Origin of the sequence: Ancylobacter sp. IITR112, assembly GCF_041415945.1 — a bacterium.
Classification (GTDB): Bacteria; Pseudomonadota; Alphaproteobacteria; order Rhizobiales; family Xanthobacteraceae; genus Ancylobacter.
The window spans coordinates 2,020,828-2,046,060 of sequence record NZ_JBGCUS010000001.1 but is presented as its reverse complement, the minus strand read 5'-3'; the positions used below and the strand labels follow the sequence as shown (position 1 = coordinate 2,046,060).

General features: G+C 67.7%; 27 protein-coding genes and 1 riboswitch. Of the genes, 12 read left to right on the top strand and 15 right to left on the bottom strand.

The genetic code is table 11. The features are described from left to right. Position 1 precedes the first annotated feature (1 nt). The 4 genes from AAC979_RS09955 to AAC979_RS09940 all read right to left on the bottom strand — a co-directional run bounded on the left by AAC979_RS09955 (position 2) and on the right by AAC979_RS09940 (position 3,562). The gene (locus tag AAC979_RS09955) at positions 2-1,063 is read right to left on the bottom strand and encodes a glycosyltransferase family 4 protein (protein WP_371346675.1); all 1,062 of its coding nucleotides are present in this window, start codon (positions 1,061-1,063) and stop codon (positions 2-4) included. Beyond that, positions 1,063-1,920: a UDP-2,3-diacylglucosamine diphosphatase gene (locus AAC979_RS09950; RefSeq protein ID WP_371346674.1), complete on the bottom strand. Its 858-nt coding sequence runs from the start codon at positions 1,918-1,920 to the stop codon at positions 1,063-1,065. The genes AAC979_RS09955 and AAC979_RS09950 overlap by 1 nt, the downstream gene beginning before the upstream one ends. 70 nt (positions 1,921-1,990) lie before the next feature. Continuing rightward, complete coding sequence (locus AAC979_RS09945; RefSeq protein ID WP_371346673.1) at positions 1,991-2,593, bottom strand: LysE family translocator; 603 nt, start codon at positions 2,591-2,593, stop codon at positions 1,991-1,993. A gap of 153 nt (positions 2,594-2,746) precedes the next feature. After that, the gene (locus AAC979_RS09940; RefSeq protein ID WP_371346672.1) at positions 2,747-3,562 is read right to left on the bottom strand and encodes a universal stress protein; all 816 of its coding nucleotides are present in this window, start codon (positions 3,560-3,562) and stop codon (positions 2,747-2,749) included. 222 nt (positions 3,563-3,784) lie between these two features. Here AAC979_RS09940 and AAC979_RS09935 point away from each other — a divergent pair, with 222 nt between their 5' ends. The 3 genes from AAC979_RS09935 to AAC979_RS09925 are packed head-to-tail and all read left to right on the top strand — an operon-like array spanning position 3,785 to position 5,923. Further along, positions 3,785-4,231 carry a cytochrome c gene (locus AAC979_RS09935; protein ID WP_371346671.1) on the top strand — a complete coding sequence of 149 codons (447 nt, stop codon included), beginning with the start codon at positions 3,785-3,787 and terminating at the stop codon, positions 4,229-4,231. Between the two features lie 11 nt (positions 4,232-4,242). After that, positions 4,243-4,938, top strand: a complete 696-nt coding sequence (locus AAC979_RS09930; protein ID WP_371346670.1) for a cytochrome b/b6 domain-containing protein — start codon at positions 4,243-4,245, stop codon at positions 4,936-4,938. A 58-nt stretch (positions 4,939-4,996) separates the two neighbouring features. Beyond that, the gene (locus AAC979_RS09925; protein WP_371346669.1) at positions 4,997-5,923 is read left to right on the top strand and encodes a DMT family transporter; all 927 of its coding nucleotides are present in this window, start codon (positions 4,997-4,999) and stop codon (positions 5,921-5,923) included. 6 nt (positions 5,924-5,929) lie between these two features. Here AAC979_RS09925 and AAC979_RS09920 read toward each other — a convergent pair whose 3' ends face one another. Beyond that, complete coding sequence (locus AAC979_RS09920) at positions 5,930-6,166, bottom strand: Lrp/AsnC ligand binding domain-containing protein (RefSeq protein ID WP_018391378.1); 237 nt, start codon at positions 6,164-6,166, stop codon at positions 5,930-5,932. Between the two features lie 138 nt (positions 6,167-6,304). Next, positions 6,305-6,435, top strand: a riboswitch (TPP riboswitch). 55 nt (positions 6,436-6,490) lie between these two features. Here AAC979_RS09920 and thiD point away from each other — a divergent pair. Together thiD and AAC979_RS09910 are read left to right on the top strand one after the other, a co-directional pair. Beyond that, complete coding sequence (thiD, locus tag AAC979_RS09915) at positions 6,491-7,297, top strand: bifunctional hydroxymethylpyrimidine kinase/phosphomethylpyrimidine kinase (protein WP_371346668.1); 807 nt, start codon at positions 6,491-6,493, stop codon at positions 7,295-7,297. Between the two features lie 62 nt (positions 7,298-7,359). Further along, positions 7,360-8,550, top strand: a complete 1,191-nt coding sequence (locus AAC979_RS09910; RefSeq protein ID WP_371346667.1) for an MFS transporter — start codon at positions 7,360-7,362, stop codon at positions 8,548-8,550. On the opposite strand, the gene dgcA is transcribed toward AAC979_RS09910, so the two are convergent. Then, positions 8,520-9,509: an N-acetyl-D-Glu racemase DgcA gene (gene dgcA, locus AAC979_RS09905; RefSeq protein ID WP_371346666.1), complete on the bottom strand. Its 990-nt coding sequence runs from the start codon at positions 9,507-9,509 to the stop codon at positions 8,520-8,522. The genes AAC979_RS09910 and dgcA overlap by 31 nt on opposite strands. A gap of 232 nt (positions 9,510-9,741) precedes the next feature. On the opposite strand from dgcA, the gene AAC979_RS09900 reads away from it, so the two are divergent. From AAC979_RS09900 to AAC979_RS09885, 4 genes are read left to right on the top strand one after another with little or no spacing between them, the layout of a single operon-like run. Then, positions 9,742-10,890: an MlaE family lipid ABC transporter permease subunit gene (locus AAC979_RS09900; RefSeq protein WP_371346665.1), complete on the top strand. Its 1,149-nt coding sequence runs from the start codon at positions 9,742-9,744 to the stop codon at positions 10,888-10,890. A gap of 14 nt (positions 10,891-10,904) precedes the next feature. After that, complete coding sequence (locus AAC979_RS09895) at positions 10,905-11,732, top strand: ABC transporter ATP-binding protein (RefSeq protein WP_371349034.1); 828 nt, start codon at positions 10,905-10,907, stop codon at positions 11,730-11,732. 7 nt (positions 11,733-11,739) lie between these two features. Next, complete coding sequence (locus AAC979_RS09890) at positions 11,740-12,786, top strand: MlaD family protein (protein WP_371346664.1); 1,047 nt, start codon at positions 11,740-11,742, stop codon at positions 12,784-12,786. A gap of 56 nt (positions 12,787-12,842) precedes the next feature. Further along, on the top strand, positions 12,843-13,493 hold the full coding sequence (locus AAC979_RS09885; protein WP_371346663.1) for an ABC-type transport auxiliary lipoprotein family protein: 651 nt from the start codon (positions 12,843-12,845) through the stop codon (positions 13,491-13,493). A gap of 125 nt (positions 13,494-13,618) precedes the next feature. Here AAC979_RS09885 and AAC979_RS09880 read toward each other — a convergent pair whose 3' ends face one another. The 3 genes from AAC979_RS09880 to groES form a co-directional block, all read right to left on the bottom strand. Next, the gene (locus AAC979_RS09880) at positions 13,619-14,434 is read right to left on the bottom strand and encodes an outer membrane protein (RefSeq protein ID WP_371346662.1); all 816 of its coding nucleotides are present in this window, start codon (positions 14,432-14,434) and stop codon (positions 13,619-13,621) included. Between the two features lie 280 nt (positions 14,435-14,714). After that, entirely contained in the window at positions 14,715-16,361 is a 1,647-nt protein-coding gene (groL, locus tag AAC979_RS09875) for a chaperonin GroEL (RefSeq protein WP_371346661.1), read from the bottom strand. Positions 16,362-16,408: 47 nt separating this feature from the next. Beyond that, positions 16,409-16,723: a co-chaperone GroES gene (groES, locus tag AAC979_RS09870; protein ID WP_244376186.1), complete on the bottom strand. Its 315-nt coding sequence runs from the start codon at positions 16,721-16,723 to the stop codon at positions 16,409-16,411. A gap of 303 nt (positions 16,724-17,026) precedes the next feature. Here groES and AAC979_RS09865 point away from each other — a divergent pair, with 303 nt between their 5' ends. From AAC979_RS09865 to AAC979_RS09855, 3 genes are all read left to right on the top strand, one after another. Continuing rightward, positions 17,027-17,362 carry an usg protein gene (locus AAC979_RS09865; RefSeq protein WP_371346660.1) on the top strand — a complete coding sequence of 112 codons (336 nt, stop codon included), beginning with the start codon at positions 17,027-17,029 and terminating at the stop codon, positions 17,360-17,362. Positions 17,363-17,419: 57 nt separating this feature from the next. After that, positions 17,420-18,085 (top strand): exopolysaccharide biosynthesis protein, encoded by a 666-nt coding sequence (locus tag AAC979_RS09860; RefSeq protein ID WP_371346659.1) that lies wholly within the window; start codon positions 17,420-17,422, stop codon positions 18,083-18,085. Positions 18,086-18,185: 100 nt separating this feature from the next. Continuing rightward, positions 18,186-19,184: an omptin family outer membrane protease gene (locus AAC979_RS09855; protein ID WP_371346658.1), complete on the top strand. Its 999-nt coding sequence runs from the start codon at positions 18,186-18,188 to the stop codon at positions 19,182-19,184. A gap of 9 nt (positions 19,185-19,193) precedes the next feature. Here AAC979_RS09855 and AAC979_RS09850 read toward each other — a convergent pair whose 3' ends face one another. The 6 genes from AAC979_RS09850 to AAC979_RS09825 form a co-directional block, all read right to left on the bottom strand. Beyond that, positions 19,194-19,940 (bottom strand): SDR family oxidoreductase, encoded by a 747-nt coding sequence (locus AAC979_RS09850; protein WP_371346657.1) that lies wholly within the window; start codon positions 19,938-19,940, stop codon positions 19,194-19,196. Positions 19,941-20,218: 278 nt separating this feature from the next. Further along, positions 20,219-20,959: a peptidase gene (locus tag AAC979_RS09845; RefSeq protein WP_371346656.1), complete on the bottom strand. Its 741-nt coding sequence runs from the start codon at positions 20,957-20,959 to the stop codon at positions 20,219-20,221. Between the two features lie 121 nt (positions 20,960-21,080). Continuing rightward, positions 21,081-21,917 carry a transglutaminase domain-containing protein gene (locus AAC979_RS09840; protein WP_371346655.1) on the bottom strand — a complete coding sequence of 279 codons (837 nt, stop codon included), beginning with the start codon at positions 21,915-21,917 and terminating at the stop codon, positions 21,081-21,083. A gap of 13 nt (positions 21,918-21,930) precedes the next feature. Then, complete coding sequence (locus AAC979_RS09835) at positions 21,931-22,875, bottom strand: alpha-E domain-containing protein (protein ID WP_371346654.1); 945 nt, start codon at positions 22,873-22,875, stop codon at positions 21,931-21,933. 12 nt (positions 22,876-22,887) lie between these two features. After that, complete coding sequence (locus tag AAC979_RS09830; protein ID WP_371346653.1) at positions 22,888-23,511, bottom strand: LysE family translocator; 624 nt, start codon at positions 23,509-23,511, stop codon at positions 22,888-22,890. A gap of 126 nt (positions 23,512-23,637) precedes the next feature. Further along, the gene (locus tag AAC979_RS09825; protein ID WP_371346652.1) at positions 23,638-25,059 is read right to left on the bottom strand and encodes a circularly permuted type 2 ATP-grasp protein; all 1,422 of its coding nucleotides are present in this window, start codon (positions 25,057-25,059) and stop codon (positions 23,638-23,640) included. Positions 25,060-25,233: the final 174 nt, after the last annotated feature.

Here is a 25,233-nt window from a genome sequence, read left to right as displayed (position 1 = left end):
CTCAGCCCGCAGCGCGGCGGGCCAGCGCGTGGGCGTGGGCGGCCTCGATATTGTTGAGGAACTGCTCGGTGCAGGCGCGCCAGGAAAAGCGCAGCGCATAGGCGCGCGCCGCCGCGCGGTCGAGCGCGAGAGCGTCCAGCGCCGCGCGCCGCAGATCGTCGGAGAGCACGCCGACCGGCGGGCTGCCATCGGTGCCCGCCTCGCCGATCACATCCCTCGGCCCGGTGACGGGGAAGGCGGCGACGGGCAGGCCGCTCGCCAGCGCTTCCAGCAGCACGATGCCGAACGTGTCGGTGAGGCTGGGGAAGACAAAGACATCCGCCGCCGCATAGATGCGGGCGAGCGCTTCACCTTCCCGCAGCCCGAGAAAATGCACGCCGGGGTGCCGCGTCTGCAACTCGGCGCGGGCCGGGCCGTCGCCGACCACCACTTTCGAGCCGGGCAGGTCGAGGTCGAGGAAGGCGGAGATGTTCTTCTCCACCGCCACCCGGCCGACCGAGAGGAAGATCGGGCGGGGCAGGGCGGCAATGAGCGCGTCCATCTCCGCTTCCGGGCGCGGGCGGAACAGCTCGGCATCGACCCCGCGCGACCAGCGCAGGATGTTGCGGAAGCCGCGCCCGCGCAGCTCCGCCTCCAGCGTCGGGGTAGAGACCATGATGCCGGCGCCGGCATTGTGGAAGCGCCGCAGCCAGGCATAGGACAGCACTTCCGGCACCGGCGCGCGGGCGGAAAGATATTCGGGAAAGCGCGTGTGGTAGCTGGTGGTGAAGGTCTGCCCGCGGCTGAGGCAGGCGCGGCGCGCCATGATGCCGATTGGCCCTTCGGTGGCGATGTGGACATAGTCGGCGCCGATCTCGTCCATCCGCCGACGCACCCGCCCGGGCGTCGCCAGCGCCAGCCGGATTTCCGGATAGGTCGGCATCGGCACGGTGCGGAAATCGGCCGGGGTGAGGAAGTCGATCCGCGCGCCGAGCGCGGCGGCTTCGCGCGCCGTGTTCTGCAGCGAGCGCACGACGCCATTGACCTGCGGCAGCCACGCATCGGTGGCGACGAGAATGTGCATCAGGCGGCGACCTTCGGCCGTTCGAGCAGCAGCGGCGCCTTCACCCGCGCCCGGGTCTGGCGGGCCCAGTCGATCAGTTCGAAGCGCCCGTCGGCATGTTCGACGATCGCCGTGCAGCTTTCCACCCAGTCGCCGCAATTAACATACTCGACGCCGAAGCTGTCGTGAATGACCGCGTGATGGATGTGCCCGCACACCACGCCATCGACCTTGTGACGGCGCGCCTCGGTGGCGACCGCTTCCTCGAAGCGGCCAATGAAATTGACGGCGTTCTTCACCTTCAGCTTGGCCCACTGGCTCAGCGACCAATAGGGAAAGCCGAATTTGCGGCGGAGCCAGTTGAGATAGGTGTTGAGGCCGAGCGCGGCGGTGTAGGCGCCGTCGCCGAGGAAGGCGAGCCAGCGGGCGTGACGCACCACCACGTCGAACACGTCGCCATGGATGACGAGGTAGCGCTTGCCATTGGCGGCTTCATGGATCGCCGTCTCGACCACTTCGATGCCGCCGAAATGGTTGCCGTAATAGTCGCGGAGGAATTCGTCGTGATTCCCCGGCAGATAGACCATGCGGGTGCCCTTGCGGCTCTTGCGCAGCAGCTTCTGCACCACGTCATTATGCGTCTGCGGCCAGTACCAGCCGGCGCGCAGGCGCCAGCCATCGACGATGTCGCCGACGAGATAGATCGTGTCGGCATCGTGATAGCGCAGGAAGTCGAGCAGCAGATCAGCCTGACAGCCCTTGGTGCCCAGATGAACGTCGGACAGGAACAGGCTGCGATAGCGGCGTGCCTCGGGTGCGTCGTTCACCTCGGAAGCCCCCTCGATCAGGCCCGCAAATGGGCTGGGCAATGTCTCCATGCGTCAGCATAAGCCCGACTCGCATCACGTTTTTATGACGATGCTGCGCTGCACGGTTCACGAGGGCTTGTCAGAGGAACAGCATCACCACACTCGCCGCCACCAGCGCCGCCATGGCGTAGTTGACGAGGCGCTGCTGTCGCGGGGTGGAGAGCAGCCGGGCGAGCAGCGCGCCGAACCCCGCCCACAGGCACAGGCTGGGAAAGGTGACGATGCCGGAGACCAGCGCGATCATCGCCACTTCGGCGAACAGGTCCTCGCCCCCGACGGTGGTGAAGGCCGGCACGATGGACAGCGCGATGGTCCACGCCTTCGGGTTCACCCATTGGAACAGCGCCGATTGCAGCAGCGTCATCGGCTGTTCCACCGCCGCGCCCCCGCCCGGACCGTCGGCGTTTGCGATCTTCCAGGCGAGGTAGAGCAGATAGAGCGAGCCGACGATCTTCAGCGTCTGGTGCATATAGGGGATGGCGAGAAACAGCGTGCCCAGCCCCAGCCCGATCGCCACCACCATGACCGCGAAGCCGAAAGTGACGCCCCAGATCTGCGGCAGGGTGCGGCGAAAGCCGAAGGCGGCGCCGGAGCCGGCCGAGATCATGTTGTTCGGGCCCGGCGTGAGCGCGCCGGCGAGGGCGAACAGGAACAGCGGCAAAAGCTGGGACGACAGCGGCACCTTGGTTTCCTCGCGCAACGCCGGAACGGCGCGCCACAGCTAGGGCGTGCAGGCGCCTGCCGCAACCCGAAAGCCGCCCCATAGCCGCCAAACGAAACCGCCGGCCCCTTGCGGGAGCCGGCGGCGAGGCGAAGCGAGGCCGGCGCGCCGGGCTCAGTGGGCGACGAACAGCGGCGCCGGCGGATCGACCAGCAGCGAGGCGGTGACGCCGCCCAGGATCATTTCCGCGAGGCGCGAGCGGCTATAGATGCCCATCACCAGCAGGTCGGCGCCCAGTTTCTGCACCTCCTGCGGGATGACCACATTGGCGTGGCCCTGCGCGACATGGTGATGCTTGGCGTTGACGCCGTGGCTGGCGAGATAGGCGGTCAGCCGGGCGCCGGAGGCGGCGACATCGGCCTTGCTCTCCTGGACGGTGAGTACGTCCACCTCGTCGGCGAGGGCGAGCACCGGCAGGGCGAAGCGCACGGCATGGCCGGCCTCGCGCGAGGGTTTCCACGCCACCACCACCTTGCCGAGGCGGGTCGGCACCGGCTTGGCGGTCGGCACCACGATGATCGGGCCGTTGCAGGCGAGGGCGAGATGCTCCGGCAGGGTGGCGGCGAGTTCGTCATCCACCGTGCCGTAGCGGGTTTCGCTCACCACCGTGACATCGGCGAAAGTGACTTCGTCGCGCAGCGCGGCGGTGACCTCGCCCTCGACCGTGTGCCAGTCGCCCTTTACCCCGGCCTCCGTGATCGCGGCCTCGAACTGCGCCTTCAGGGCGGCTTCCTTCTCGCGCGCCTCATGCACCAGTTCATTCACATAGATGGAGAGCGCCCGGCCGACGCGCGGCACCCCGGCAGGGTAGAGCGTGTAGACCGCCTTGAGCTGGCCGCCGGTCTGGCGCGCCAGCCCGACAGCGAAGGCCAGACGGTCGTTGAAGCCCGAATCCGGGGCGGCGTGCAGCAGGATGGTGCGGATCGACATGGCGTTTCTCTCTCTTTGACGGCTGTTCTTTTGACGTAGGGTCATTGCGTGCCGATGAAAATGCGGAAAACCACGATCCGCAAGAGGCATTAGGTATTCACCATACAGGCTTTTCGCATCACGAGCGCGCGACCGGGACGCCGCACTCATTGCCATCCTACCTCCGGCCAATAAGCTCGTGAGGCGCGCGCGCCGTCCGGCGCGTGAATGAGGGAGCTTTTCATGGTCCGCCGCCTGACGGTTGCGCTTGCAGCCGGCATGATCACCGCTTTTGCCGCCAGCCTGGCGGTCGCCCAGACCGATGTCGTGAAGGAGCGCCAGGCGCTGCTGAAGCAGTTCGGCGATGTCACCAAGCCGGTCGGCGGCATGCTGCGCGGCAGCGTGCCCTTCGATCTCGCCCAGGTGCAGGCCGCGCTCGAGATCTATGTCAAGAACGCCAAAGTGCTGCCGGGCCTGTTCCCGGCGGGCTCCGATTCCGATCCCGACAGCGACGCGCTGCCGGCGATCTGGAGCAACAAGGCGGATTTCGACGCCCGCTTCGCCGAACTCGGCACCGACGCCGCCGCCGCCCGCGCGGCGATCACCGATGAGGCCAGCTTCAAGGCGAACTTTCCCGGCGTGATCCGCAATTGCGGCGCCTGCCACGACAATTACCGGCAGAAGAATTGACGGGGGATCGCGTGACCCCTCCCGCGCCGGCGCCGCTGCTGGCGTGGGACCTGCCGACGCGGCTGGCCAAATGGGGGCTGGCCGCGCTGGTCGGGCTCGCCTTTCTCAGCCGCTATTATGGCGATGCCGGGCTGGTCTGGCACCAGTGGAACGGCCTCGCCATCCTCGTGGTGGTGGTGTTCCGCCTGCTGTGGGGGCTGGTCGGCGGTTCGACGGCGCGCTTTGCCGGCTTCCTGCGCGGCCCGCGCGCCGTGCTGCGCTATGCGGCGAGCCTACTCAGGGGACGGCCGCAGCATTTTCTCGGCCATAATCCGCTCGGCGGCTGGGTGGTAATGGCGCTGCTGGGGCTGGTGGCGGCGCAGGGGCTTACCGGCCTGTTCACCAGCGACGACATCATCGTCTACGGCCCGATGACATCGGTGGCGAGCGACGAGACCATTCGAGCCGCCTCTGTCTGGCACCAGAGGCTCTACCCCTATCTGCTGGCGCTGATCGGCCTGCATGTGGCAAGCAACATCGCCTATTCGCTGTTCGGCCGCGACAATCTCATCCGCGCCATGATCACGGGCACCAAGCCGGCCGGGCGTTATGACGACCGGGCGCCGGCGACGCCGGGCCGGGTCGGCCTTGCGCTCGCCTGCCTCGCTCTGGCGGGGCTCGTCGTCTTCGGCGGCATCGCGCTGGCGGGGGGCGATCCGTTCCCCTGATGATTAAGCCTTTCGGCGCGCTTGCGGGGCGCCGGGAACCGTGCTCCATGGCGGCATCATGAACGCGCTCAAGGGCATCGCGCTGCAGGTCGGCGCGACGTTCCTCTTCACCATCATGTCGGCCCTTGTCCGCATCGTCTCGGATCATGTTCCGACCGGCGAAGTGGTGTTCTCACGCTCCTTCTTCGCGCTGTTCCCGCTGCTGGCCCTGCTGGCGTGGCGGGGCGAGATCGGAGCGGCGGTGCGCACCGCCAACCCGCTCGGCCATATTCTCCGCGGCACCATCGGCGTGTGCGCCATGGGGCTGAGCTTCGCGGCGCTGGCGCGGCTCCCGCTGGCGGACGCCACCGCCATCAGCTTCGCCTCGCCGCTGCTCACCGTCATGCTGGCGGCGCTGCTGCTGGGCGAGCGGGTGCAGATTTATCGCTGGGTGGCGGTGGCGGTGGGGCTCGGCGGGGTGGTGGTGATGCTGTGGCCACACATGCATGGCTCCTTCGACACGCCCGGCCATCTCATCGGTGCGCTGCTGGCGCTGATGGCGGCGGCGTTCACCGCCGGGGCGATGGTGCAGGTGCGCCGCCTCACCCAGACCGAGACCACCGCCTCGATCGTGTTCTATTTCCAGGCGCTGGCCGCGCTGGCGGGGCTTGCCACCGCCGGCTGGGGCTGGGTGCTGCCGAGCGGGCGGGAAGGGGCGCTGCTGCTGACCATCGGCTTTCTCGGCGGGGTCGGGCAGATATTGCTCACCGAGAGCTACCGCTACGCCCCGGCCTCGGTCGTGGCGCCCTTCGCCTATTCCGCCATGCTGTGGTCGCTGGTGCTCGGCTTCGTGCTGTTCGCCGAGGTGCCGCCGCTGCTCGTGCTGCTTGGCGGCGCCATCGTCATCGGCGCCGGGCTGTTCGTCATCTGGCGCGAGCGCCAGCTCGGCATCGACCGGACGCAGGACGAGGCGGCCTCGACCCCGCCCGCCGCGCCGGCGCCGTGACGGCGCTCAGAACGCCTTGAAGGTGATCAGCGTGCGTGTGTCCTGGATGCCGGGGAAGAGCTGCACCTTCTCATTGACGAAATGGCCGATATCGGTGCCTTCGGGCACATAGAACTTGACCAGCAGGTCGAACTCGCCGGCGGTGGAATAGATCTCCGAGGCGATCTCGGCGTCGGCGATGGCGTTCGCCACCTCATAGGCGCGGCCGAGCTGACATTTGATCTGCATGAAGAAGGGAACCATGGCGGTCTTCCGGCTGGGGGCGGGAGCGTCGATCGGGAGGCCGATAGGAAACAGAAGGCGGAGGGCGGCGCAAGCCCCGCTCGGTCCTGGCGCGACGACGCCTTGCGCGCGTGCGCGTCCTCGCCTATCTCGCGCAGGACGATCACGTTGGGGTGCCCAAGGCGCGAAGGCGCGGCGGGCTGAGAGGCACAGGCGGGCCCGCGGGCGCGCTGCCAACCCACGAACCTGATCCGGGTCATGCCGGCGGAGGGAACGGATCGCGCGCGCCGGGTGCCGGTCTCCCGTCGCGACGCCTCCACCCCGCGCGGCGAGGGGAGGCGTAGCATGGCAGGCTCCACACCGATTGCGGTGACGATGGCGGGCTCGGACAGCGGCGGCGGCGCCGGCATCCAGGCCGATCTCAAGACCTTTTCCGCGCTCGGCGTCTATGGCGCCAGCGTCATCACCGCGCTCACCGCGCAGAACACGCGCGGCGTCACCGGCATTCACGACGTGCCGCCCGCCTTCATCGCGGCGCAGATCGACGCGGTGCTGTCCGATCTCGCGGTCGATGCGGTGAAGATCGGCATGCTCTCTCGCCCCGAGGCGATCATCGAGGTGGCAAAGGGCCTCGCGCGGCACGGCGCGGCGACCGTGGTGCTCGACCCCGTGATGATCGCCGCCTCCGGCGACCGGCTGCTGGTGCCGGAAGCCATCGACACGCTGCGCCGCGAATTGCTGCCGCAGGCGCTGCTGATCACCCCGAACCTGCCGGAAGCCGCCGCCCTGCTCGACGCAGCACTGGCCGAAGATCTCGCCGGCGTGCGGGCGCAGGCGCAGCTTCTGCTCGCCATGGGCCCGCGCGCGGTGCTGATCAAGGGCGGCCATGGCGAGGGACCGGAAAGCGTCGACGTGCTGCTCGATTCGGAAGGCTTCGTGGAGTTCACCGCGCCGCGCATCGTCACCCGCAACACCCATGGCACCGGCTGCACCCTGTCCTCCGCCATCGCCGCCGGCCTCGCCAAGGGGCTTGGGCTGCGCGAGGCGGTGGCGGCGGCGAAGGACTACCTGACCAAGGCGCTGGCCCGCTCGGAAGAACTCGCCATCGGCCAGGGGCACGGGCCGGTGCACCACTTCCACGCCTGGTGGTGAGCACGCCAGTGGTGCGGCGACGCGCGGCCTGCTAAGCCGGGAAGGCTTCCGCGAGCCGTCCCGTGCCCCTCATCGCCCCCCGCCACGCCATCTCCGCCGCCTATGCCGGGCTGTTCTTCGGCATTGGCGTGTTCATGCCGTTCTTCCCGGTCTGGCTGGAAGGGCGGGGCTTCGACGCGGCGATGATCGCGCTGGCGCTCGCCGTGCCGCAGGTGGTGCGCCTCGTCACCATGCCGCTCGGCGGCCTGCTGGCCGACCGCAGCGGGCGCCCGCGCGCGACGCTCATCATCTATGCCGCCGCCACCGCCCTGTGCTTCGCCGGCATCGCCTTCGCCCCCAGCGCCAGCTTCATCCTCATCGGGCTCGGCCTCGCCGCCGTGTTCTGGCAGCCCAGCCTGCCGGTGCTCGACGCCTATGCGGTGGCGCGCCGGCGCGAGGGTCTGATCGACTATGGACGGGTGCGGCTCTGGGGTTCCATGGCCTTCATTGGCGGCAACCTGCTGGCCGGCGGCCTGCTCGGCGGGGCGTTTCTCGTCGCGGTGCCGCCGGACACGGTGATCTGGCTGATCGTGGCGGCCAGCGTCGCGGCGGCGCTGGCGGCGGCGACGCTGCGCGAGGTGCGCCCGGCGCCGCATGAGATGCCCCCTGGCGGCCCGGCCCGGCGCCCCTCGGCGCTGAAGGGCCTCGCGCCGGTGCTGTTCGTCGGCATGGCGGCGGCGGCGCTGGTGCAGAGCGCGCACGCGGTGCTCTACGCCTTCGCCTCGCTGATGTGGCAGGGCAAGGGGCTGTCCAGCACGCTGATCGGCCTGCTCTGGTCGCTCGGCGTGCTGGCGGAGGTGGTGCTGTTCCATTACGGCACGCGGGTGACGCGGCGGCTGGGGCCGGAAAAGCTGCTGCTGATCGGAGGGCTGGCCGGGGTGCTGCGCTTTTCCGTCATGGCGATGGATCCGCCGCTGCTGTTCCTGCTCCTCTTGCAGCCGCTGCACGCCTTGACCTTCGGCTGCACCTATCTCGGCGCGGTGGAACTGGTCGCCCGCCATGCCCCGCCCGGGCGCGGGGCGAGCGTGCAGGCGCTGGCGGCCTGGGCGACGGCAATCGCCATGGCGGGGGCAACGCTCGTCGCTGGGTCGCTGTGGCAGGGTTTCGGACCGGGCGCGTTCGTCGCCTCCGCCGGGCTGGCGCTGGCGGGAACGGGGCTCGCGCTCCTCGCCGGGCGGCTGCGTCAGCCCCAGAGCGCGGGTTCGGGCGGGTAGACGAGGCTGCCCTCATAGCGCAGCGCCGGGGTGCGGTCGGCCGCCAGCAGCAGCGGGCCGTCGAGATCGACGAACCGCGCCAGCGGGGTGAGCAGCAGCGCCGGCGCCATGGCGAGCGAGGTGCCGACCATGCAGCCGACCATGATGTCGAGCCCGGCCGCCTGCGCGGCGCGGGCGAGCAGCAGCGCCTCGGTGAGCCCACCGGTCTTGTCGAGCTTGATGTTGAGCGCGTCATAGCGGCCGGCGAGCGCGTCGAGGCTCTCCAGCCCGTGCGCGCTCTCATCGGCGCAGACCGGCACGGGGCGGTTGATGTTCGCCAGGGACGCATCGTCGGCGGCGGGCAGGGGCTGTTCCACCAGTTCGACCCCCACCTTGGCGCAGGCGGCGAGATGGGCCTCCAGGCTGTCGCCCGTCCAGCCTTCATTGGCGTCGACGATCAGCCGCGCCTGCGGCACCGCCGCACGGATGGCCTTGAGGCGGGCGACATCGCCCTCCGCGCCGAGCTTGAGCTTGAGCAGTTCGTGCCCCGCTTCCTCGATCGCCGCGCGCGCCGCCCGCGCCATCGCGTCCGGCGTGTCGAGGCTCAGCGTATAGGCGGTGACCACCGGCTGCGGCGCCGGCAGGCCGGCCATCTCGAAGGCGCGCATCCGCGACCGCTTGGCGTCGAGGTCCCACATGGCGCAGTCGATGGCGTTGCGCGCCGCGCCGGGCGGCAGAACGCTCATCAGATCCTCGCGCCGCAGCCCCTCGGCGACCAGCTTTTCCAGCGCGGCGAGCTGGGCGACGACGCCCTCCACGCTCTCGCCATAGCGGGCATAGGGCACGCATTCGCCCCGCCCCACATGCGCCCCGTCGCGCAGTTCGACGGTGACGACGGCGGCCTCGGTCTTCGAGCCGCGGGCGATGGTGAAGGTGCCGCGAATGGGGAAGCGTTCGGGGGTGATGCGGAGCGCGGTCATGGTCGAACCGTTGGCGAGGGAATCGGCCGCGCCATGATAAGGCCGGTTGCCGCCGCCGGGGCGTCGCCGCGAAAGCACAGTGGCGGCGATTAAGTCGCCTGCGCACCGGCATTAATCCCGAATCGCCGCCCGCTCTCTCGACGCCTGCGGCACCCCCCGCTAAGAAGCACGGAGCGTAGTGGGGTATCGGCGTCGCGGCCGTGGTGTGGTCATGTCCGCAGGGAGGGTCATCGTGGGAGCTGCTGAAGCGCCGCTTCTGGCCACCGCCCGCACTGGCCGCGAACTCGTGTTCGTGGGCAATGGCCGCTGGGTGGCCGGGCAGGGGCGCGCGCTCGAAGGTTCCGTCGATGCCGCCCTCGCCGAGGTCGCGGCCGGTGGCAGCGAGACGGCACGCATCGACCTTTCCGGCGTTCGCAGCCTCGATACGCTCGGCGCCGTGGTGCTCGACCGGCTGCTGCAGGCGCTCGACAAGGCCAATATCCGGTTCCAGATCGTCGGGCTGGACCGTCGATTCCGGCCGCTGCTCGACGACATCATCCAGGGCAGCCATACCAACCCGCCCCGCCGCCGCCAGGTGAACCCGGTGCTCGGCGGCATCCAGCTCGTCGGCAAGACCATGGCGTCGACCGCCGAGGATGGGCTGGCGCTGCTGTCCTTCATCGGCTCCGTCGTTTCCGCGCTGCTGCGGGTGCTGGTGCGGCCGATGACGTTCCGCGTCACCTCGATGATCTATCATCTGGAGCGGACGGGCCTGCGCGCGGTGCCGATCGTGGCGCTGATCACCTTCCTGATCGGCTGCATCATCGCCCAGCAGGGCATTTTCCATTTCCGTAAATTCGGCGCCACCACCTATGTCGTCGACATGGTGGGCATCCTCACCCTGCGCGAACTCGGCGTGCTGATCGTCTCGATCATGGTCGCCGGCCGTTCCGGCAGCGCCTTCACCGCCGAGCTCGGCTCCATGCGCATGCGCGAGGAAGTCGACGCGCTGCGGGTGATGGGATTCGATCCCAATGAGGTGCTGGTGCTGCCGCGGCTGATCGCGCTGATCATCGCCGTGCCGCTGCTTACCTTCATCGGCAATATGTGCGCGCTGTTCGGCGGCGGGCTGGTGGTCTGGCTCTATGGCGGCATCTCGCCGGAAATCTTCCTCGCCCGGCTGCAGGAGGCGATCGCGCTGAACACGTTCGAGGTCGGCATGATCAAGGCGCCGTTCATGGCGGCGATCATCGGCCTCATCGCCTGCATGGAGGGCATGCGGGTGGGCGGCAGCGCCGAATCGCTCGGCGCCCACACCACCGCCTCGGTGGTGAAGGCCATCTTCCTGGTGATCGTGGTGGACGGGCTGTTCGCCATGTTCTTCGCCGCGATCGACATGTGAGGGCGGCGGTGCAACTGGACAGCCAAGCCCCCCGCAGCAATGGCGCGGCCGCCTCCGAAGTGGCCCCGGGCGAGCCGATCATCCGGGTGCGCGATCTCGTCGTCGGCTTCGGCGAGCGCGTCATTCTCAACGGCCTGTCGCTCGATGTGATGCGCGGCGAGATTCTCGGCTTCGTCGGCGCCTCGGGCGGCGGCAAATCGGTGCTCACCCGGACCATTCTCGGCCTGGTGCCCAAGCGCGCCGGCACGGTGGAAGTGTTCGGGCAGGACCTTGACGGCCTCACCTTCAAGGGGCGCCGGGCGCTGGAGCAGCGCTGGGGCGTGCTGTTCCAGCAGGGCGCGCTGTTTTCCTCGCTCAGCGTGCGGCAGAACATCCAGTTCCCGATGCGCGAATATCTCGATCTGTCGCAGCGGCTGATGGACGAACTCACCATCGCCAAGCTGGAAATGGTCGGCCTGCCCGCCGATGCGGCGGAAAAGGCGCCCTCCGAACTCTCCGGCGGCATGATCAAGCGCGCGGCGCTGGCGCGGGCGCTGGCGCTCGATCCGGAAATCCTGTTTCTGGACGAGCCGACCTCCGGCCTCGATCCGATCGGCGCGGGCGAGTTCGACGAGCTCATCGCCACGCTGCAGCAGACTTTGGGGCTGACCGTATTCATGGTAACCCACGATCTCGACAGCCTTCACACGGTCTGCGACCGCATCGCGGCGCTGGCCGAGGGCAAGGTCATTGCCGTCGGCCCGATCGAGACCATGCTGGCGTCGAAGCACCCCTGGGTTTCGGCTTATTTCCACGGGAAGCGGGCGCGCGCCGCCGGCTTCGGTTCTGAGGGGGCGCGCTGAGGAGACCATGGAGACACGCGCCAATTACACCATCATCGGGCTGTTCACCCTGGCGGTCGTCGCGGCCGGCTTCGCCTTTGTCTGGTGGTTCACCGGCTCGGCCAGCCGCGGGCCGCGCACCTCCTATGACGTCGTGTTCAGCGGCGTGGTGAGCGGGCTGCAGACCGGCTCCTCCGTCACCTTCAACGGCATCCCGGTCGGCGAGGTCACGTCGCTGCGCCTCGACGCGCAGGATCCGCGCAAGGTGATCGCCCGCATCGCGGTGCAGCCGGACACGCCGATCAAGTCGGACACACGCGCCACGCTCGACTCGCAGTTGCTCACCGGGCTTGCCTCGGTCGGGCTGATCGGCGGCTCGACGCAGGCGGCGCCGCTGCCGGCCCCGGCGGAAGGGCAATTGCCGATGATCGACGCCGACACGTCCGCGGTGCAGGACCTGATGCGCACCGCCCGCGAGGTGCTCGGCCGCGTCAACGACATCGCCATCCGCGTCGACGATCTCATCAAGGCCAATGACGCCAAGGTGTCGTCGGTGATCGACAATGTCGACAAGTTCACCGCTGCCCTCGGCGAGAACGCCGGCAATATCGACAGCTTCCTGCGCGAGATGGGCGGCGCCGCGCAGCGGATTTCCTCGCTGGCGGACAATCTCGACAAGCTGGTGGTGTCGGTCGATCCGCAGAAGCTCGGCAGCACGGTGGACGACATCAGCGCCTTCACCGCCCAGCTCGGCACCATGGCGGACAAGGTGAATGTGATCCTCGACAATGTGAACGCGATGACCACGAGCGACGAAGGCAAGGGGATGTTCAACGAGATTTCCAGCGCGGCCGCCGAAGTGCGCAAGCTCGCCGCCAATCTCGACACCCGCACGGCGGAGCTCTCGGTCAATCTCAACAAGTTCGCCGGCCCGGGCCTGCGCCAGTACGAAGCGCTGGCGGTGGACGGACGGCGCACGCTGGCGGAAATCGAGCGTGTGTTCCGCAATTTCGAGCGCAATCCGCGTCAGTTCATCTTTGGCGGGTCGAATGTGCCCAGCTACAATGGGCGTTAGGCATGGGGCGCCAGCTTATGGGTTCTGGGGACATCGACGGGGGCAGGGGCGTTCGCGTGAGTTCTGACGAGACGGGCCTCCGCTCCGGCGGGCGGAGCGAAGGGCTTGGCCGGCGTGCCGGCGCGGCCGGCATTGTGGCGCTGGCGCTCGCGCTTGGCGGCTGCAGCACGCTGCTTTCCGGCGGCGATCAGGCCGTGCCGACCTTCGATCTCAGCGCACCGGCCGATTTCAACGCCCCGCGTCGCGGTACGGGCCTGCTCGTGGTCGGCCCGCCCACGGCGCTGGCGGTGCTCGACACCGAGCGCATCGTGGTCGAGCCGCAGCCCGGGCAGATCACCTATCTCGACAAGGCGCAGTGGAGCGACCGGCTGCCGGCGCTGTTCCAGGCGCGGCTGATCGAATCCTTCGAGAACGGCAACCGCGCCCGCTCCGTCGGCCGCGCCGGCGAGGGGCTGAGCGCCGATTACATGCTGCTCTCGGATCTGCGCGCCTTCGGCATCCGCACCTATGAGGGCGGGCCGGTGGCGGTGGTGGAAGTCTCGGTGAAGATCGTCGGCGCCAGCTCCGGCCGCATCGTCGCCGCGCAGGTGTTCACCGCCCGCGCGCCGGCCGCCTCGACCAGCGGGCCGGAGGCCACGGCCGCGCTCGACCGGGCGTCCGACCAGGTGTTCGTCGACCTGGTGCGCTGGGCGTCCGCCCGCTTCTGACGCGCGGGAGCCGACAGCGGCGCCGCGGTTCGGCCAGCGTCTCCCCCATCGTCCCTATCTCGTCCAGACGCAAAAAAGCCCGGCTCGCGCCGGGCTTTTCCATTCGCCGGACAATCGGCCGGGGATCAGAACTTGTAGCTAATTGCGGCGCGGACGATGTTGCTCGTCAGGTCGGCCTTGGCGCTGACATAGCTGCCCGGGGTGCCGGCGAGATAGCTGGTCACGTTGGTGTCGCCGAGATCGACATAGAGATATTCGCCGCGCAGGATCCAATTGTCGGTGATGGCATATTCGACACCGCCGCCGACGGTCCAGCCGGTGTTGACATTGTCATAGGAGCCGGTGGACGCGGTGGTGATGTCCGGGGCGCCGCCGCCGGTGAGGCCCATCACCGTGGTGGAGCCGCTGACCTTGCCATAGGCGAAGCCGCCGGTGCCGTAGACCAGCAGCCGGTCGAAGGCATAGCCGAGGCGGGCGCGCACCGTGCCGAACCATTCGAGTTCGGCGCTGGTCTGGTAGTAGGGGCCGCCCGGCGTGGCGTAGAAGGCGAGACTGTCCTCGGCGCCGGTCCACTGGAAGTCCGCCTCGATGCCGACGACGACATTGTTGGTGAACTGGTAATTATAGCCGATCTGGCCACCGGCGACCCAGCCATCCATATTGCCGAAATTCACGTCATTGCCGAAATACAGGCCCGGCGCGGGGGTGTAGACGCCGCCGGTGCTGTCGAAGAACGCGACGTCGGAGCCCTTCGATTCGCCCCAGGCATAGCCGGCATTGCCGCCGAGATAGAGTCCGGTCCAGGAGAAGGCGGGCACGAACACCTGCACCGGCTGGGCCTTGACGGGGTAGGGCAGATCGGCGGCGACGCCGGCGGTGCCGGAGGCCAGCAGGCAGGCGGCGCCGAGAAGCAGCGAGCGGTTCAGCAGCGGGCGGTTCATGGGGTTCTCCAGATGAGCGAACTGCCGGGACAATGCGTTTCCCGACAGAGGGTTCGCCTCGAACCGCCCGGTTCGCTGCTGTTCGCGGGCATGCGTCTTTGATGCAACAGAATCGGCCCTGCAATACCGCCTGGCGCCGCGCCGGCACGAAAAAGGGCGCGGCTCGCGCCACGCCCTCTCTCTTTCTATCAGCGTGGGACTTCTGCAGAAGTCCCCGCCGCCCCCGAAGCCGGCTGTCGCCGGCTTCGGCACTTCATCAGCCGAAGGGGAATGGACTTCCTCAGAAGTCCATGCCGCCCATGCCGCCCATGCCGCCGCCGGGCATGGCGGGGGCCGCGCCGCCCTTCTTGGGCAGGTCGGCGATCATGGCTTCGGTGGTGATCAGCAGCGAAGCCACCGAGGCGGCGTTCTGGATCGCCGAGCGCAGCACCTTGGCCGGGTCGATGACGCCCGCCTTGTACATGTCGACATATTCGCCGGTCTGGGCGTTGAAGCCGAAGGCGTAGTCGTTCTTCTCAAGGATGCGGCCGACGATCAGCGAGCCGTCTTCGCCGGCATTGCTGGCGATCTGGCGCGCCGGGTACTGCACCGCCTTGCGGACGATGTCGACGCCGGTCTTCTGGTCGGCATTGGCCGTCTCGACGCTGTCCAGCGCCTTGAGCGAGCGCAGCAGGGCGACGCCGCCGCCCGGGAGCACGCCTTCCTCGACCGCCGCGCGGGTGGCGTGCAGCGCGTCGTCAACGCGGTCCTTCTTTTCCTTCACTTCGACTTCGGTCGCGCCGCCGACGCGGATCACCGCGACGCCGCCGGCGAGCTTGGCGAGGCGCTCCTGCAGCTTCTCGCGGTCATAGTCCGAGGTGGTCTCCTCGATCTGCGCCTTGATCTGCGCGACGCGGTCCTCGATGTCCTTCTTGGAGCCGGCGCCGTCGACGATGGTGGTGTTCTCCTTCTCGAGCACGACCTTCTTGGCGCGGCCGAGCATGGCGAGCGTCACGGTGTCGAGCTTGATGCCGAGATCGTCGGAGATGGCGGTGCCGCCGGTCAGGATGGCGATATCCTGCAGCATGGCCTTGCGGCGATCACCGAAGCCGGGGGCCTTCACCGCCGCGACCTTGAGGCCGCCGCGCAGCTTGTTGACGACGAGGGTGGCGAGAGCCTCGCCCTCGATGTCCTCGGCGATGATCAGGAGCGGCTTGGAGGTCTGCACCACGGCTTCGAGCACCGGCAGCAGTTCCTGCAGGCCCGACAGCTTCTTCTCGTGGATGAGGATGTAGGGGTCCTCGAACTCGACCCGCATCTTCTCGGCATTGGTGATGAAGTAGGGGGAGAGGTAGCCACGGTCGAACTGCATGCCCTCGACCACGTCGAGCTCGGTCTCGGCGGTCTTGGCTTCCTCGACGGTGATCACGCCCTCATTGCCAACCTTCTCCATCGCCTCGGCGAGATACTTGCCGATCTCGGAGTCGCCATTGGCGGAGATGGTGCCGACCTGGGCGATCTCGGAGTTGGAGGTCACCTTGCGGGCGTTCTTCTTGAGGTCGGCGACGATCGCCTCGACCGCGAGGTCGATGCCGCGCTTGAGGTCCATCGGGTTCATGCCGGCGGCGACCGACTTAGCGCCTTCCTTCACGATGGCCTGGGCCAGCACGGTGGCGGTGGTGGTGCCGTCGCCGGCGAGGTCGTTGGACTTCGAGGCCACTTCGCGCACCATCTGCGCGCCCATGTTCTCGAACTTGTCCTCGAGTTCGATTTCCTTGGCGACGGTGACGCCGTCCTTGGTGATGCGGGGAGCGCCGAAGCTCTTCTCGATCACGACGTTGCGGCCCTTGGGGCCGAGCGTGACCTTGACGGCGTTGGCGAGAATGTCGACGCCGCGCAGCATCTTCTCGCGCGCGTCGCCAGCGAACTTAACTTCTTTGGCGGACATGATATTTTACTCCGGTGATGCGTTGCGAGCAGCGGGAAGAGGCTGGCTCAGGCGGCCTTCTTGGAGGCGGCGACGCCTTCGAGCACGCCAAGGATGTCGGACTCCTTCATGATGAGGTAGTCGACGCCGTCGATCTTGACCTCGGTGCCCGACCACTTGCCGAACAGCACGCGGTCGCCCGCCTTCACATCGAGCGGGACCAGCTTGCCGGCCTCGTCGCGGGCCCCGGGGCCGGCGGCGACGACTTCGCCCTGCGAGGGCTTTTCCTTGGCCGTATCGGGAATGATGATGCCGCCCGCGGTCTTCTCTTCCGCTTCGATACGCTTGACCACCACGCGGTCATGCAGGGGACGGAACTTCATCGGCTCTCTCCAATCGTGAACGATCGTTTGATCCTGATCACCGCGCCCGCCAGCCCGGTCGGCATGGGGTGTCGCGCGGTGCCGTGCGACATCTAGGCGCCGGGGAAAGGGGGCGCAAGGTGCGGACGGGAAAAAATTGGCAGTCTCGGCGCGAGAGTGCCAAGCGGGCGCTGGCGGCGCTGTCAGCACTCTGTCGTATATGCTGCTAGTGCATTGATTTTGAACGTGAATTGACAATTTTAACCTTGCCCGAGGACCGCACCCGCCGCACACTTGCCCCATCGTCGCGAAAGGAGGTTTCGCATGGCTGAACAGGGGATTTCGTTGCGTGGTGCCGCATCGCCGGAAGCGGGGCAGGGGGAGACAGGGCGCGTCTCGGCGGATTTCCGTCGGCAGCTCGAAGGCTATGGCCTGACCACCGCCCATATTCTCTACCGCATGCCCGACCATCCCGGGATTCTGCAGAGCTTTCTCTGGCAGCATTATGATCTGTGCCCGCATTTCCCGGAGCTGAACCGCTTTCTCGCCTTCTGGAAGCGGGAGCTTGAAGGGCCGCTGCACTCGGTGCGGGTGGCGCATGCACGCCTGATCGGCCCGGCGGAATTGCGGCGCGTGGATGGGGAGTTCCGCCTCAACTGACCCCTGCCGGCCGTTCTTTTGGGCAGCCTGCCCTCTTATTGCCGCGCGTGACGTGCTATGAGCGCGGACAAAGGGGGCCGGTCCGGCGCCCGAGGAAAGTCAGGCAGCCTGGTCACGCTGGTGGATCATCGTTCTCCCCGCACGTCGGAATTGCTCTCCGCAATCGTCACCGCCCATTCGGCGGAGCGGATCGGTGTCGGCGAGATCGTGCATGCGCTGCGCAACCGCGCCTTCGGCCTGTCCATCCTGCTGCTCGGCCTGCCGAACTGCCTGCCGATGCCGCCGGGCCTGCCGGTGCTGTGCGGCATTCTGCTCTGTCTTGTCGGCGCGCAGATGCTGGTGGGGCGCGACGAACTCTGGCTGCCGCGCTGGCTCGCCAACCGCACCATCTCGCGCGGGCTGCTGGAGAAGATCGTCAACGGCTCGCTGAAGCTGATCCGCCGCTTCGAGGGCTATTCCCGCCCGCGCCTGCCCTATTTCTCCTCGCCCTCGGCCCGCTTCGTGCTCGGCGGGCTGGTGGTGGTGCTCGGCCTCTTGCTGCTGCTGCCGATCCCGATCTTCGGCAATCTGCCGCCCGGCATCGCCGTGGTGATTCTCGGCCTGGGCCTTGTCGAACGCGACGGGGTGTTCATTCTGGCGGGCGTCGTGGCGACGCTGATCAGCTTCGGGGTGATGGGCCTGCTGAGTTGGCTGCTGTTCCAGGGCGCGCTGGCGGTGTTCTGAAACCGTCAGAACAAGAAGCTGTTTCAAGCGCTTAACAGGTGCTGGACAGGCTTCGCCGCCGGCCCCTATTCCTTAGGGGAATGGGGCGGGGGAGCAGGTCATGACGATGTTCGCGCGGTGGGTACTGGCCGGTGCGGGCCTGTTTGTCGCGTCGCTCGGGCCGAGCCCCGCCGCCGACATCGGCTCGTCCGGCCTGCCCTCCGCCGGGGTGCCCGAACAGATGATCTTCGCCACGCCCGGTGAGGAGGTCACGCTGCGGGCCGGCTTCGGCTATAGCTGGATCACCGCCAATGAATATGTCTATGAGAACGGCAACCGCATCAGCCGGCTGATCTGGGAGAGCGACGCGCCGGTCGCCACCGCCGCGCTGAAGGTGGAGCTGTGGGAGAACGTGGTGTTCTCCGCCAATGGCAAGCTCGGCTTTTCCGGCAGCAGCCACATGCGCGATTTCGACTGGCTCACCCCCTTTGTCCGCAGCTATGCCGCCGCGGACTGGACGCATTACTCCACCCATCCCTCCACCACGCTCGACCATTATGTCGATATCGACGCGGCGCTGGGCCGGCGCTTCGCGCTCTCGGAGGGAAGCCGGCTCACGCTGCAGGCGGGCTTCAAATACACCGACATCAAATGGACCGCCAATGACGGTCCCTCCATCTACAGCCGCAACGGTTTCCGCGATTCACCGAAATTCGACTACACCACCCTGCCGACCATCGACTACCAGCAGCGCTATGCCGGCGTGTTCCTCGGCGTGGAGACGGAACTCGCCCGCGACGCCTGGACGCTCACCGCGCTGGTCAAGGGCGGGCTGACCTTCTCCGCCAACGACACCGACCACCATTACTTCCGCAAGCTGCGCTTCGAGGACGATATCGGCACTCTGCCGTTCCTCACCGTCGGAGCGCGTGCGGATTACGCCCTCAGCGCGCAGGCCCGGTTCTATCTCGGCGTGGAACTGGATACCTATTTCCGCGGCACCGGCGACACGTCCATGTATGACATGACCACCGGCGCGCTGCTGGAGACGATGGATGACGGGGCGGGAATGGACTTCCAGGCCACCACCGTCTCCGCCGGCTTCCGGCTGGCGTTCTGAGGCTCCCCCTCACCCCCGCCCGACAAAGGGCGCGGCACTGGCCATGATCGTCATGGTGAGGATGTTGGCGTCGAGCGGCAGGCTCGCCATATGCGCCACCGCCCGGCCGGCATGGGCGGGGTCGAAGGTCGGCTCGACCATGATCTGGCCATTGGGCTGCAGAATGCCGGTCTTCATCTTCACCGCCATGTCGGTGTCGGCATTGCCGATGTCGATCTGGCCGCAGGCGATGTTGTGCGCCCGCCCTTCCAGCGCCACCTGCTTGGTCAGCCCGGTCACCGCGTGCTTGGTGGCGGTATAGGGGCCGGTGAGCGGGCGCGGGGCGTGGGCCGAGATCGAGCCATTATTGATGATGCGCCCGCCCTTGGGGTCCTGCGCCTTCATCAGCCGCATGGCGTGCTGGATGCACAGAAACACCCCGGTCAGGTTCACATTCACCACATGCTGCCAGTCGGCGAGGGGGATGTCCTCGATCGGCGTCGCCGGTGACCAGCCGCCGGCATTGTTGAACAGCACGTCGAGTCGGCCGAAGCGTTGCGCCACCGCGTCGAACAGCGCCGCCACCGAGGCAGGATCGGCGACATCGGCGGGGATCGCATGGCCCCTGCCGTCCATGGCGGCGGCGACCTGCTCCAGCGGCTCGGCGCGCCGGCCGGCGAGCACCACGGTGAAGCCGGCCTCGCCGAGGGCGAGGGCGGCGGCCTTGCCGATGCCGGTGCCGGCGCCGGTGACGAGGGCGATGCGCGTGGCGTTCATGTTGTCCTCCCCGGCGCGTGCGGCGCCGCGTGTTATTTTGACAGGAACCCTAAAGCAATTCCGGCGTTGTCAAGGCGAACACCATGTCATCAACGGCGGAGGACAGTGCGATGCCTGCGATTCTTATGTGGCTTATCGGTATTCCGATTCCGATCATCATCATTCTTTATCTTCTCACCTGACGGTGAGCGGATATTGCGCGCCACTGCCGGTGATGCGCGCAGGAAAGGGCCGTCCGCAGGACCATGCGGATGGCCCTTCTTGCGTCGGCGGGCCGATCAGCGCCCATAGGGCGGGCGGGGGATCGAGGTATGCGCTGCCCGCAGCGCCGCCGACCAGCGCTCGCGCAGATCGTGGAAATAGGGTTCGCCCGGCTCGATGCGATAGTTCAGTTCCGCCTGCCCGGCGTCGCGTCGCGCCACCAGAATGTCGATCGGCATGCCCACGCCGAGATTCGAGCGCATGGTCGAATCCATCGAGATCAGGCCGGATTTCAGCGCGTCGTAGAGATCGGTGTCATAGGTGATGGAGCGATCGAGCACCGGCTTGCCATATTTATGCTCGCCGATCTGCAGGAAGGGCGTGTCGCTGGTGCATTCGATGAAATTGCCGGCGGCGTAGATCATGAACAGCCGCATGCGCCCGCCATTCACCTGCCCGCCGAACAGGAACGAAACGTCGAAGCGCACATCCGCTTCCTTCAGCGCGGCGCCGTAGAGTTCATGCACATGGCGCACCGCCCGCCCGACAAGCTGGGTGGCGCGGAACATGCTGGTGCAGGTGGCCAGCGTGTCCTTGGCCCCGGTCTCCGGATTGTCCAGCCCCTCCTGCAGCGTGCTGATCACCGCCTGCGAGATCGACAGGTTGCCGGCGGTGGAGAGCGCCAGCACATGCCGGCCGGGTTCCTCGAAGACGTGCAGCTTGCGGAAGGTCGAGACGTTGTCGAGGCCGGCATTGGTCCTCGTATCGGCGATCATGACGAGGCCGTCACGCACCAGAATGCCGCAACAATAGGTCATGAAAGGCACTTCCCCCATCCGCGCCGGCCGTCATGCGACGCTACCCCGGGCCCTTATACCGGGCCGCTTTCCCGCCGGGCAACCTCGGCGGCACCTGTGCACGGCGCAAACGGCGCGACGCTCAGCCCTGAACCTGCCGGCTCGACTGGTCGACCTTGAGCGCGACGGTCAGTTGTTCGTCGCCGCCGCCATAGCGATTGCCCCGCACCGGGGCGGCACCGAGATAGTCGAGCCCGACGGCGACGCGCACATAGGCGTCGGTCGGGCACTGGCGCAGGGCGGCGTCGAAGCCGATCCAGCCGAGCCCCTCCACATAGGCTTCCGACCAGGCATGCCCGGCCTGATGGCCCGCCCCCTGCGCGGCGTCGGCGCCGTCGCCGACGAGATAGCCGCTGACATAGCGCGCCGGCACGCCGATATGGCGGGCGCAGGCGGTGAACACATGGGCGAAATCCTGGCACACGCCGCGCTTCTGCTTGAAGGCGGCGGCGGCGGTGGTGGAGTCGTGCGCCGGGTCGGTGTCGAACGCCATCGCGCCGGCTATGGCCTCCATCAGCGCGTGCAGCCGGGCGATGCGGTCGCTCTCGCCGGTGCCGGCGCCGTCCGCGAAGCCGGCAAGCTCGGTATCCACCAAGGTGAGGTCGGTGCTGCGCAGGAACAGCGAGGGCGGAAAGCGCTCGCTGATGCCGCGGATCACGCCGGCCGTGTCCTGCGTCTCCACCTCGCCCTCCACCAGCACCCGCAATTCGCGGATCGGCCCGTCGAGCGCGAAAGTGTGGGTGAGGTTGCCGAAGGCGTCCTGATGGGCGCGCAACTGGCAGCCCTCGGAAATGTCGATGCGCCAGCCGACGACATATTGGCCATCATGGTTGCGCGGCGTCAGGCGCAGGGTCTGGATCGCGCCATTGGCGGGCGGATCGTAGGAATAGGTGGTCGCGTGGTTGACATGGATACGCATGACGCAGGCCGGATCAGAGCAGATATTGCTCGTTGACGAGGGAGCCGAGGCGGTTGTTCTCGGTCACGAAGCTGTCGATGTATTCGTGCAGGCCAGTCTGGAAGATGTCCTCCATGCGGCTGTTGCCGAGCCGGGTGAGGGTGGTGCGCGCCAGGCGCTGCGAACTGCCCTGCCGGCCGTAATAGGCGGCGATATCGTCGAGATAGCGCGTGATGTTCTGGTAGCAACTGGTCAGCGAGCGCGGCATCTGCGCGTTGAGGATCAGAAGGTCCGCCACCAGCCACGGCTTCACGCTCTCCCGGTAGACCCAGTGGAAGGAGGTGAGCGCGGAGACGGAGCGCAGGATCGACGACCACTGGAAATAGTCGAGCGGCCCGCCGATATGCTCGGAATCCGGCAGCAGCACATGGTATTTCACGTCGAGGATGCGGGCCGTGTTGTCGGCGCGCTCGACATACATGCCCACCCGGGAGAACCAGAAGGCGTCGTTGCGCAACATGGTGCGGTAGGCGGCGCCATCGAAGCGCAGCGAGGTTTCCTTCACGAAGGACATGAAGCGCGCCAGTTCCTCGCGCGTCATGTTCTTGGTGGAATAGCGCTTCAGCTCCAGCCAGGAGGAGTTGATCGTCTCCCACATTTCGATGGTCAGCGCGGTGCGCACCGAGCGGGCATTGGTGCGGGCGATCTCGAAGCAGTTGCGGATCGAGGACGGGTTTTCCGGCGCGAAGGCGAGGAAGTTGATGACGTTCTGTTCCGTCACCTCGTCGCCATAGACCGCCTTGTAGGGTTCGGCGCAGCCGGCGGTGAGCAAAGCGGAGCGCCATTCATTGGTCGAGCCGCCATAGGCCGCCGGCAGTTGCGCCAGCCGCTGGGTCACGTCGAGAATGCGCGCGAGGCAGTCCGCCCGTTCCATGTAGCGGGCGAGCCAGTAGAGATTGTCGGCGGTACGAGACAGCATGGGACCCGCGTTCTATTTGGCGTTGCGCCAGGCGAGCGTGGCGACGCCCGCGGCGATCAGGAGCGAGCCGCCGATCCGGTTGATGGCGGCGACGACGCGCGTGTTGCGGACCGCGCCGCGCAGGCGGCCGGCGAGCAGCGCATAGCCGAAGGCATTGGCGGCGGCGAGGGTGAGGAAGGTCGCCTCGAAAATCACCAACTGGGTCAGGAAGTCCCGACCGGGATCGAGGAATTGCGGCAGGAAGGCTACGAAGAAGGTGATGCTCTTGGGGTTCAGCGCGGTGACCACCCAGGCATGCGCCATCATGCCGAAGGCGGAGCCCGCCGGGCGCGCCTCGCCGAAGCTCGCCGTGCCGCCGGCGCGCCAGAGCTTGATGCCGAGCCAGATGAGGTAGCCGGCGCCGATCCATTTCAGCACGGTGAACAGCGTCGCCGAGGTGGCGAGCAGCGCGCCGAGGCCGAGCATGGAGAGCGTCATGGCGGTGAAGTCGCCCAGCGCCACGCCGAGCGCGACGGGAAAGGCGACCTTGCGCCCCTGGCCGAGCGCATAGGAAACGACAAGCAGGATGGTCGGTCCGGGTATCACCAGCAGGACCGCCGAGGCGGCGACGAAGGCCAGCCATGTTTCAATCGGCATCTGTCTACACGCTCCCACCCGGTGTCGTCCCGGCCGCCATGCGGCGACGAGCCGGGAGCGCTCACCTATTCCACGGACGATCCCGAACCGGCCCGCGGCCCGCCGGGATGACGGTCAGGTCGCCGCTCAGCTCTCCTCCAGCACCCAGGTGTCCTTGGTCCCGCCGCCCTGGCTGGAATTGACCACCAGCGAGCCGGCCTCCAGCGCCACGCGAGTGAGCCCGCCGGGCACGATCCGCACCCTGTCGGCGCCGGTCAGCACGAAGGGGCGCAGGTCGACATGGCGCGGCGCGATGCCTTCCTCGACGAAGGTCGGGCAAGTGGACAAAGCCAGTGTCGGCTGGGCGATGAAATTGGTCGGATCCTGCTTCAGCTTGGCGCGGAACAGCTCGATCTGCGCCTTGTCGGCGCGCGGGCCGATCAGCATGCCGTAGCCGCCGGAGCCGTGCACTTCCTTCACCACCAGTTCGCCGAGATGATCGAGCACGTATTTCAGGTGGTCCGCTTCACGGCAGCGCCAGGTCGGCACGTTCTTCAGCAGCGGCTCCTCGCCGAGATAGAAGCGGATGATGTCCGGCATGTAGCTGTAGACCGCCTTGTCGTCGGCGACGCCGGTGCCGACCGCATTGGTCAGCGTGACATTGCCGGCATTATAGGCGCTCATCAGCCCCGGCACGCCCAGCGCGCTGTCGGGCCGGAAGGCGAGCGGGTCGAGGAAATCGTCGTCGAGCCGGCGGTAGATCACATCCACCCGGCGCGGGCCCTCGGTGGTGCGCATATAGACGATGTCGTTGCGCACGAAGAGGTCGCGCCCCTCGACCAGTTCCACGCCCAGCTTGTCGGCGAGGAAGGAGTGCTCGTAATAGGCGGAATTGTAGATGCCGGGGGTCAGCACCACCACGGCCGGGTCGCTGCTGGAACTCGCCGGCGCCAGCGATTTCAGCGTCGCCAGCAATTCGTCGGTGTAGTTCTCCACCGGCGCCACGCGGTTATCCGCGAACAGCTCGGGGAACAGCCGCATCATGATCTCGCGGTTCTCCAGCATGTAGGAGACGCCGGAGGGGGTGCGGGCATTGTCTTCCAGCACATAGAAGGTATCGGCGTCCACCCGCACCACGTCGATGCCGGCAATGTGGACATAGAGATCGTGCGGCACTTTCTGGCCGTTCATCTCCGGCCGGAAGGCGGGGTTCTGGTAGACGAGGTCTTCCGGCACCACGCCGGCTTTCAGGATCTCGCGGCGGGAATAGATGTCGCGCAGATAGAGGTTCAGCGCCTTGGTGCGCTGCTCCAGCCCGCGCGAGAGCCGGCGCCATTCGCTGCCGGTGAGGATGCGCGGGATGATATCGAAGGGGATCAGGCGTTCCTGCGCATCGCTGCCGCCATAGACGGCGAAGGTGATGCCGATGCGGCGGAATATGAACTCCGCCTCCTTGCGGCGCATGTCCAGCACGTCGGGCGGGACATCGCTCAACCAGCGCGAGAGAGCGGCATAGGCGGCGCGGATCGAGCCGTCCGCATTGGTCATTTCGTCGAAGGCCACGCTCATTGGTGCAAATGTACTCCCCAACTCCGCCAAGTTAGCTACAAAGCTCGTGCCAGCGGAAGGGGAGGCGCGCGCCTCCCGGCGATAATTGCGAGTTTGCGCACCTATTGCCCAATCGGCAGGCAGCCTGCCGCCTGTTGCAGCGAAGTGTGCGGAGAATTGCGGCGGCTTGCGGCA

Bases quoted from the DNA above. Each gene is read 5' to 3' on its own strand.
- AAC979_RS09860 (WP_371346659.1), top strand. From the start codon at position 17,420: ATGAGCGCGGACAAAGGGGGCCGGTCCGGCGCCCGAGGAAAGTCAGGC.
- groL (WP_371346661.1), bottom strand. From the start codon at position 16,361: ATGTCCGCCAAAGAAGTTAAGTTCGCTGGCGACGCGCGCGAGAAGATG.
- thiD (WP_371346668.1), top strand. From the start codon at position 6,491: ATGGCAGGCTCCACACCGATTGCGGTGACGATGGCGGGCTCGGACAGC.
- AAC979_RS09830 (WP_371346653.1), bottom strand. From the start codon at position 23,511: ATGCCGATTGAAACATGGCTGGCCTTCGTCGCCGCCTCGGCGGTCCTG.
- AAC979_RS09880 (WP_371346662.1), bottom strand. From the start codon at position 14,434: ATGAACCGCCCGCTGCTGAACCGCTCGCTGCTTCTCGGCGCCGCCTGC.
- AAC979_RS09920 (WP_018391378.1), bottom strand. From the start codon at position 6,166: ATGGTTCCCTTCTTCATGCAGATCAAATGTCAGCTCGGCCGCGCCTAT.
- AAC979_RS09925 (WP_371346669.1), top strand. From the start codon at position 4,997: ATGAACGCGCTCAAGGGCATCGCGCTGCAGGTCGGCGCGACGTTCCTC.
- AAC979_RS09935 (WP_371346671.1), top strand. From the start codon at position 3,785: ATGGTCCGCCGCCTGACGGTTGCGCTTGCAGCCGGCATGATCACCGCT.
- AAC979_RS09825 (WP_371346652.1), bottom strand. From the start codon at position 25,059: ATGAGCGTGGCCTTCGACGAAATGACCAATGCGGACGGCTCGATCCGC.
- AAC979_RS09940 (WP_371346672.1), bottom strand. From the start codon at position 3,562: ATGTCGATCCGCACCATCCTGCTGCACGCCGCCCCGGATTCGGGCTTC.
- AAC979_RS09890 (WP_371346664.1), top strand. From the start codon at position 11,740: ATGGAGACACGCGCCAATTACACCATCATCGGGCTGTTCACCCTGGCG.
- AAC979_RS09950 (WP_371346674.1), bottom strand. From the start codon at position 1,920: ATGGAGACATTGCCCAGCCCATTTGCGGGCCTGATCGAGGGGGCTTCC.
- AAC979_RS09955 (WP_371346675.1), bottom strand. From the start codon at position 1,063: ATGCACATTCTCGTCGCCACCGATGCGTGGCTGCCGCAGGTCAATGGC.
- AAC979_RS09835 (WP_371346654.1), bottom strand. From the start codon at position 22,875: ATGCTGTCTCGTACCGCCGACAATCTCTACTGGCTCGCCCGCTACATG.
- groES (WP_244376186.1), bottom strand. From the start codon at position 16,723: ATGAAGTTCCGTCCCCTGCATGACCGCGTGGTGGTCAAGCGTATCGAA.
- AAC979_RS09845 (WP_371346656.1), bottom strand. From the start codon at position 20,959: ATGACCTATTGTTGCGGCATTCTGGTGCGTGACGGCCTCGTCATGATC.
- AAC979_RS09855 (WP_371346658.1), top strand. From the start codon at position 18,186: ATGACGATGTTCGCGCGGTGGGTACTGGCCGGTGCGGGCCTGTTTGTC.
- AAC979_RS09865 (WP_371346660.1), top strand. From the start codon at position 17,027: ATGGCTGAACAGGGGATTTCGTTGCGTGGTGCCGCATCGCCGGAAGCG.
- AAC979_RS09840 (WP_371346655.1), bottom strand. From the start codon at position 21,917: ATGCGTATCCATGTCAACCACGCGACCACCTATTCCTACGATCCGCCC.
- AAC979_RS09850 (WP_371346657.1), bottom strand. From the start codon at position 19,940: ATGAACGCCACGCGCATCGCCCTCGTCACCGGCGCCGGCACCGGCATC.
- dgcA (WP_371346666.1), bottom strand. From the start codon at position 9,509: ATGACCGCGCTCCGCATCACCCCCGAACGCTTCCCCATTCGCGGCACC.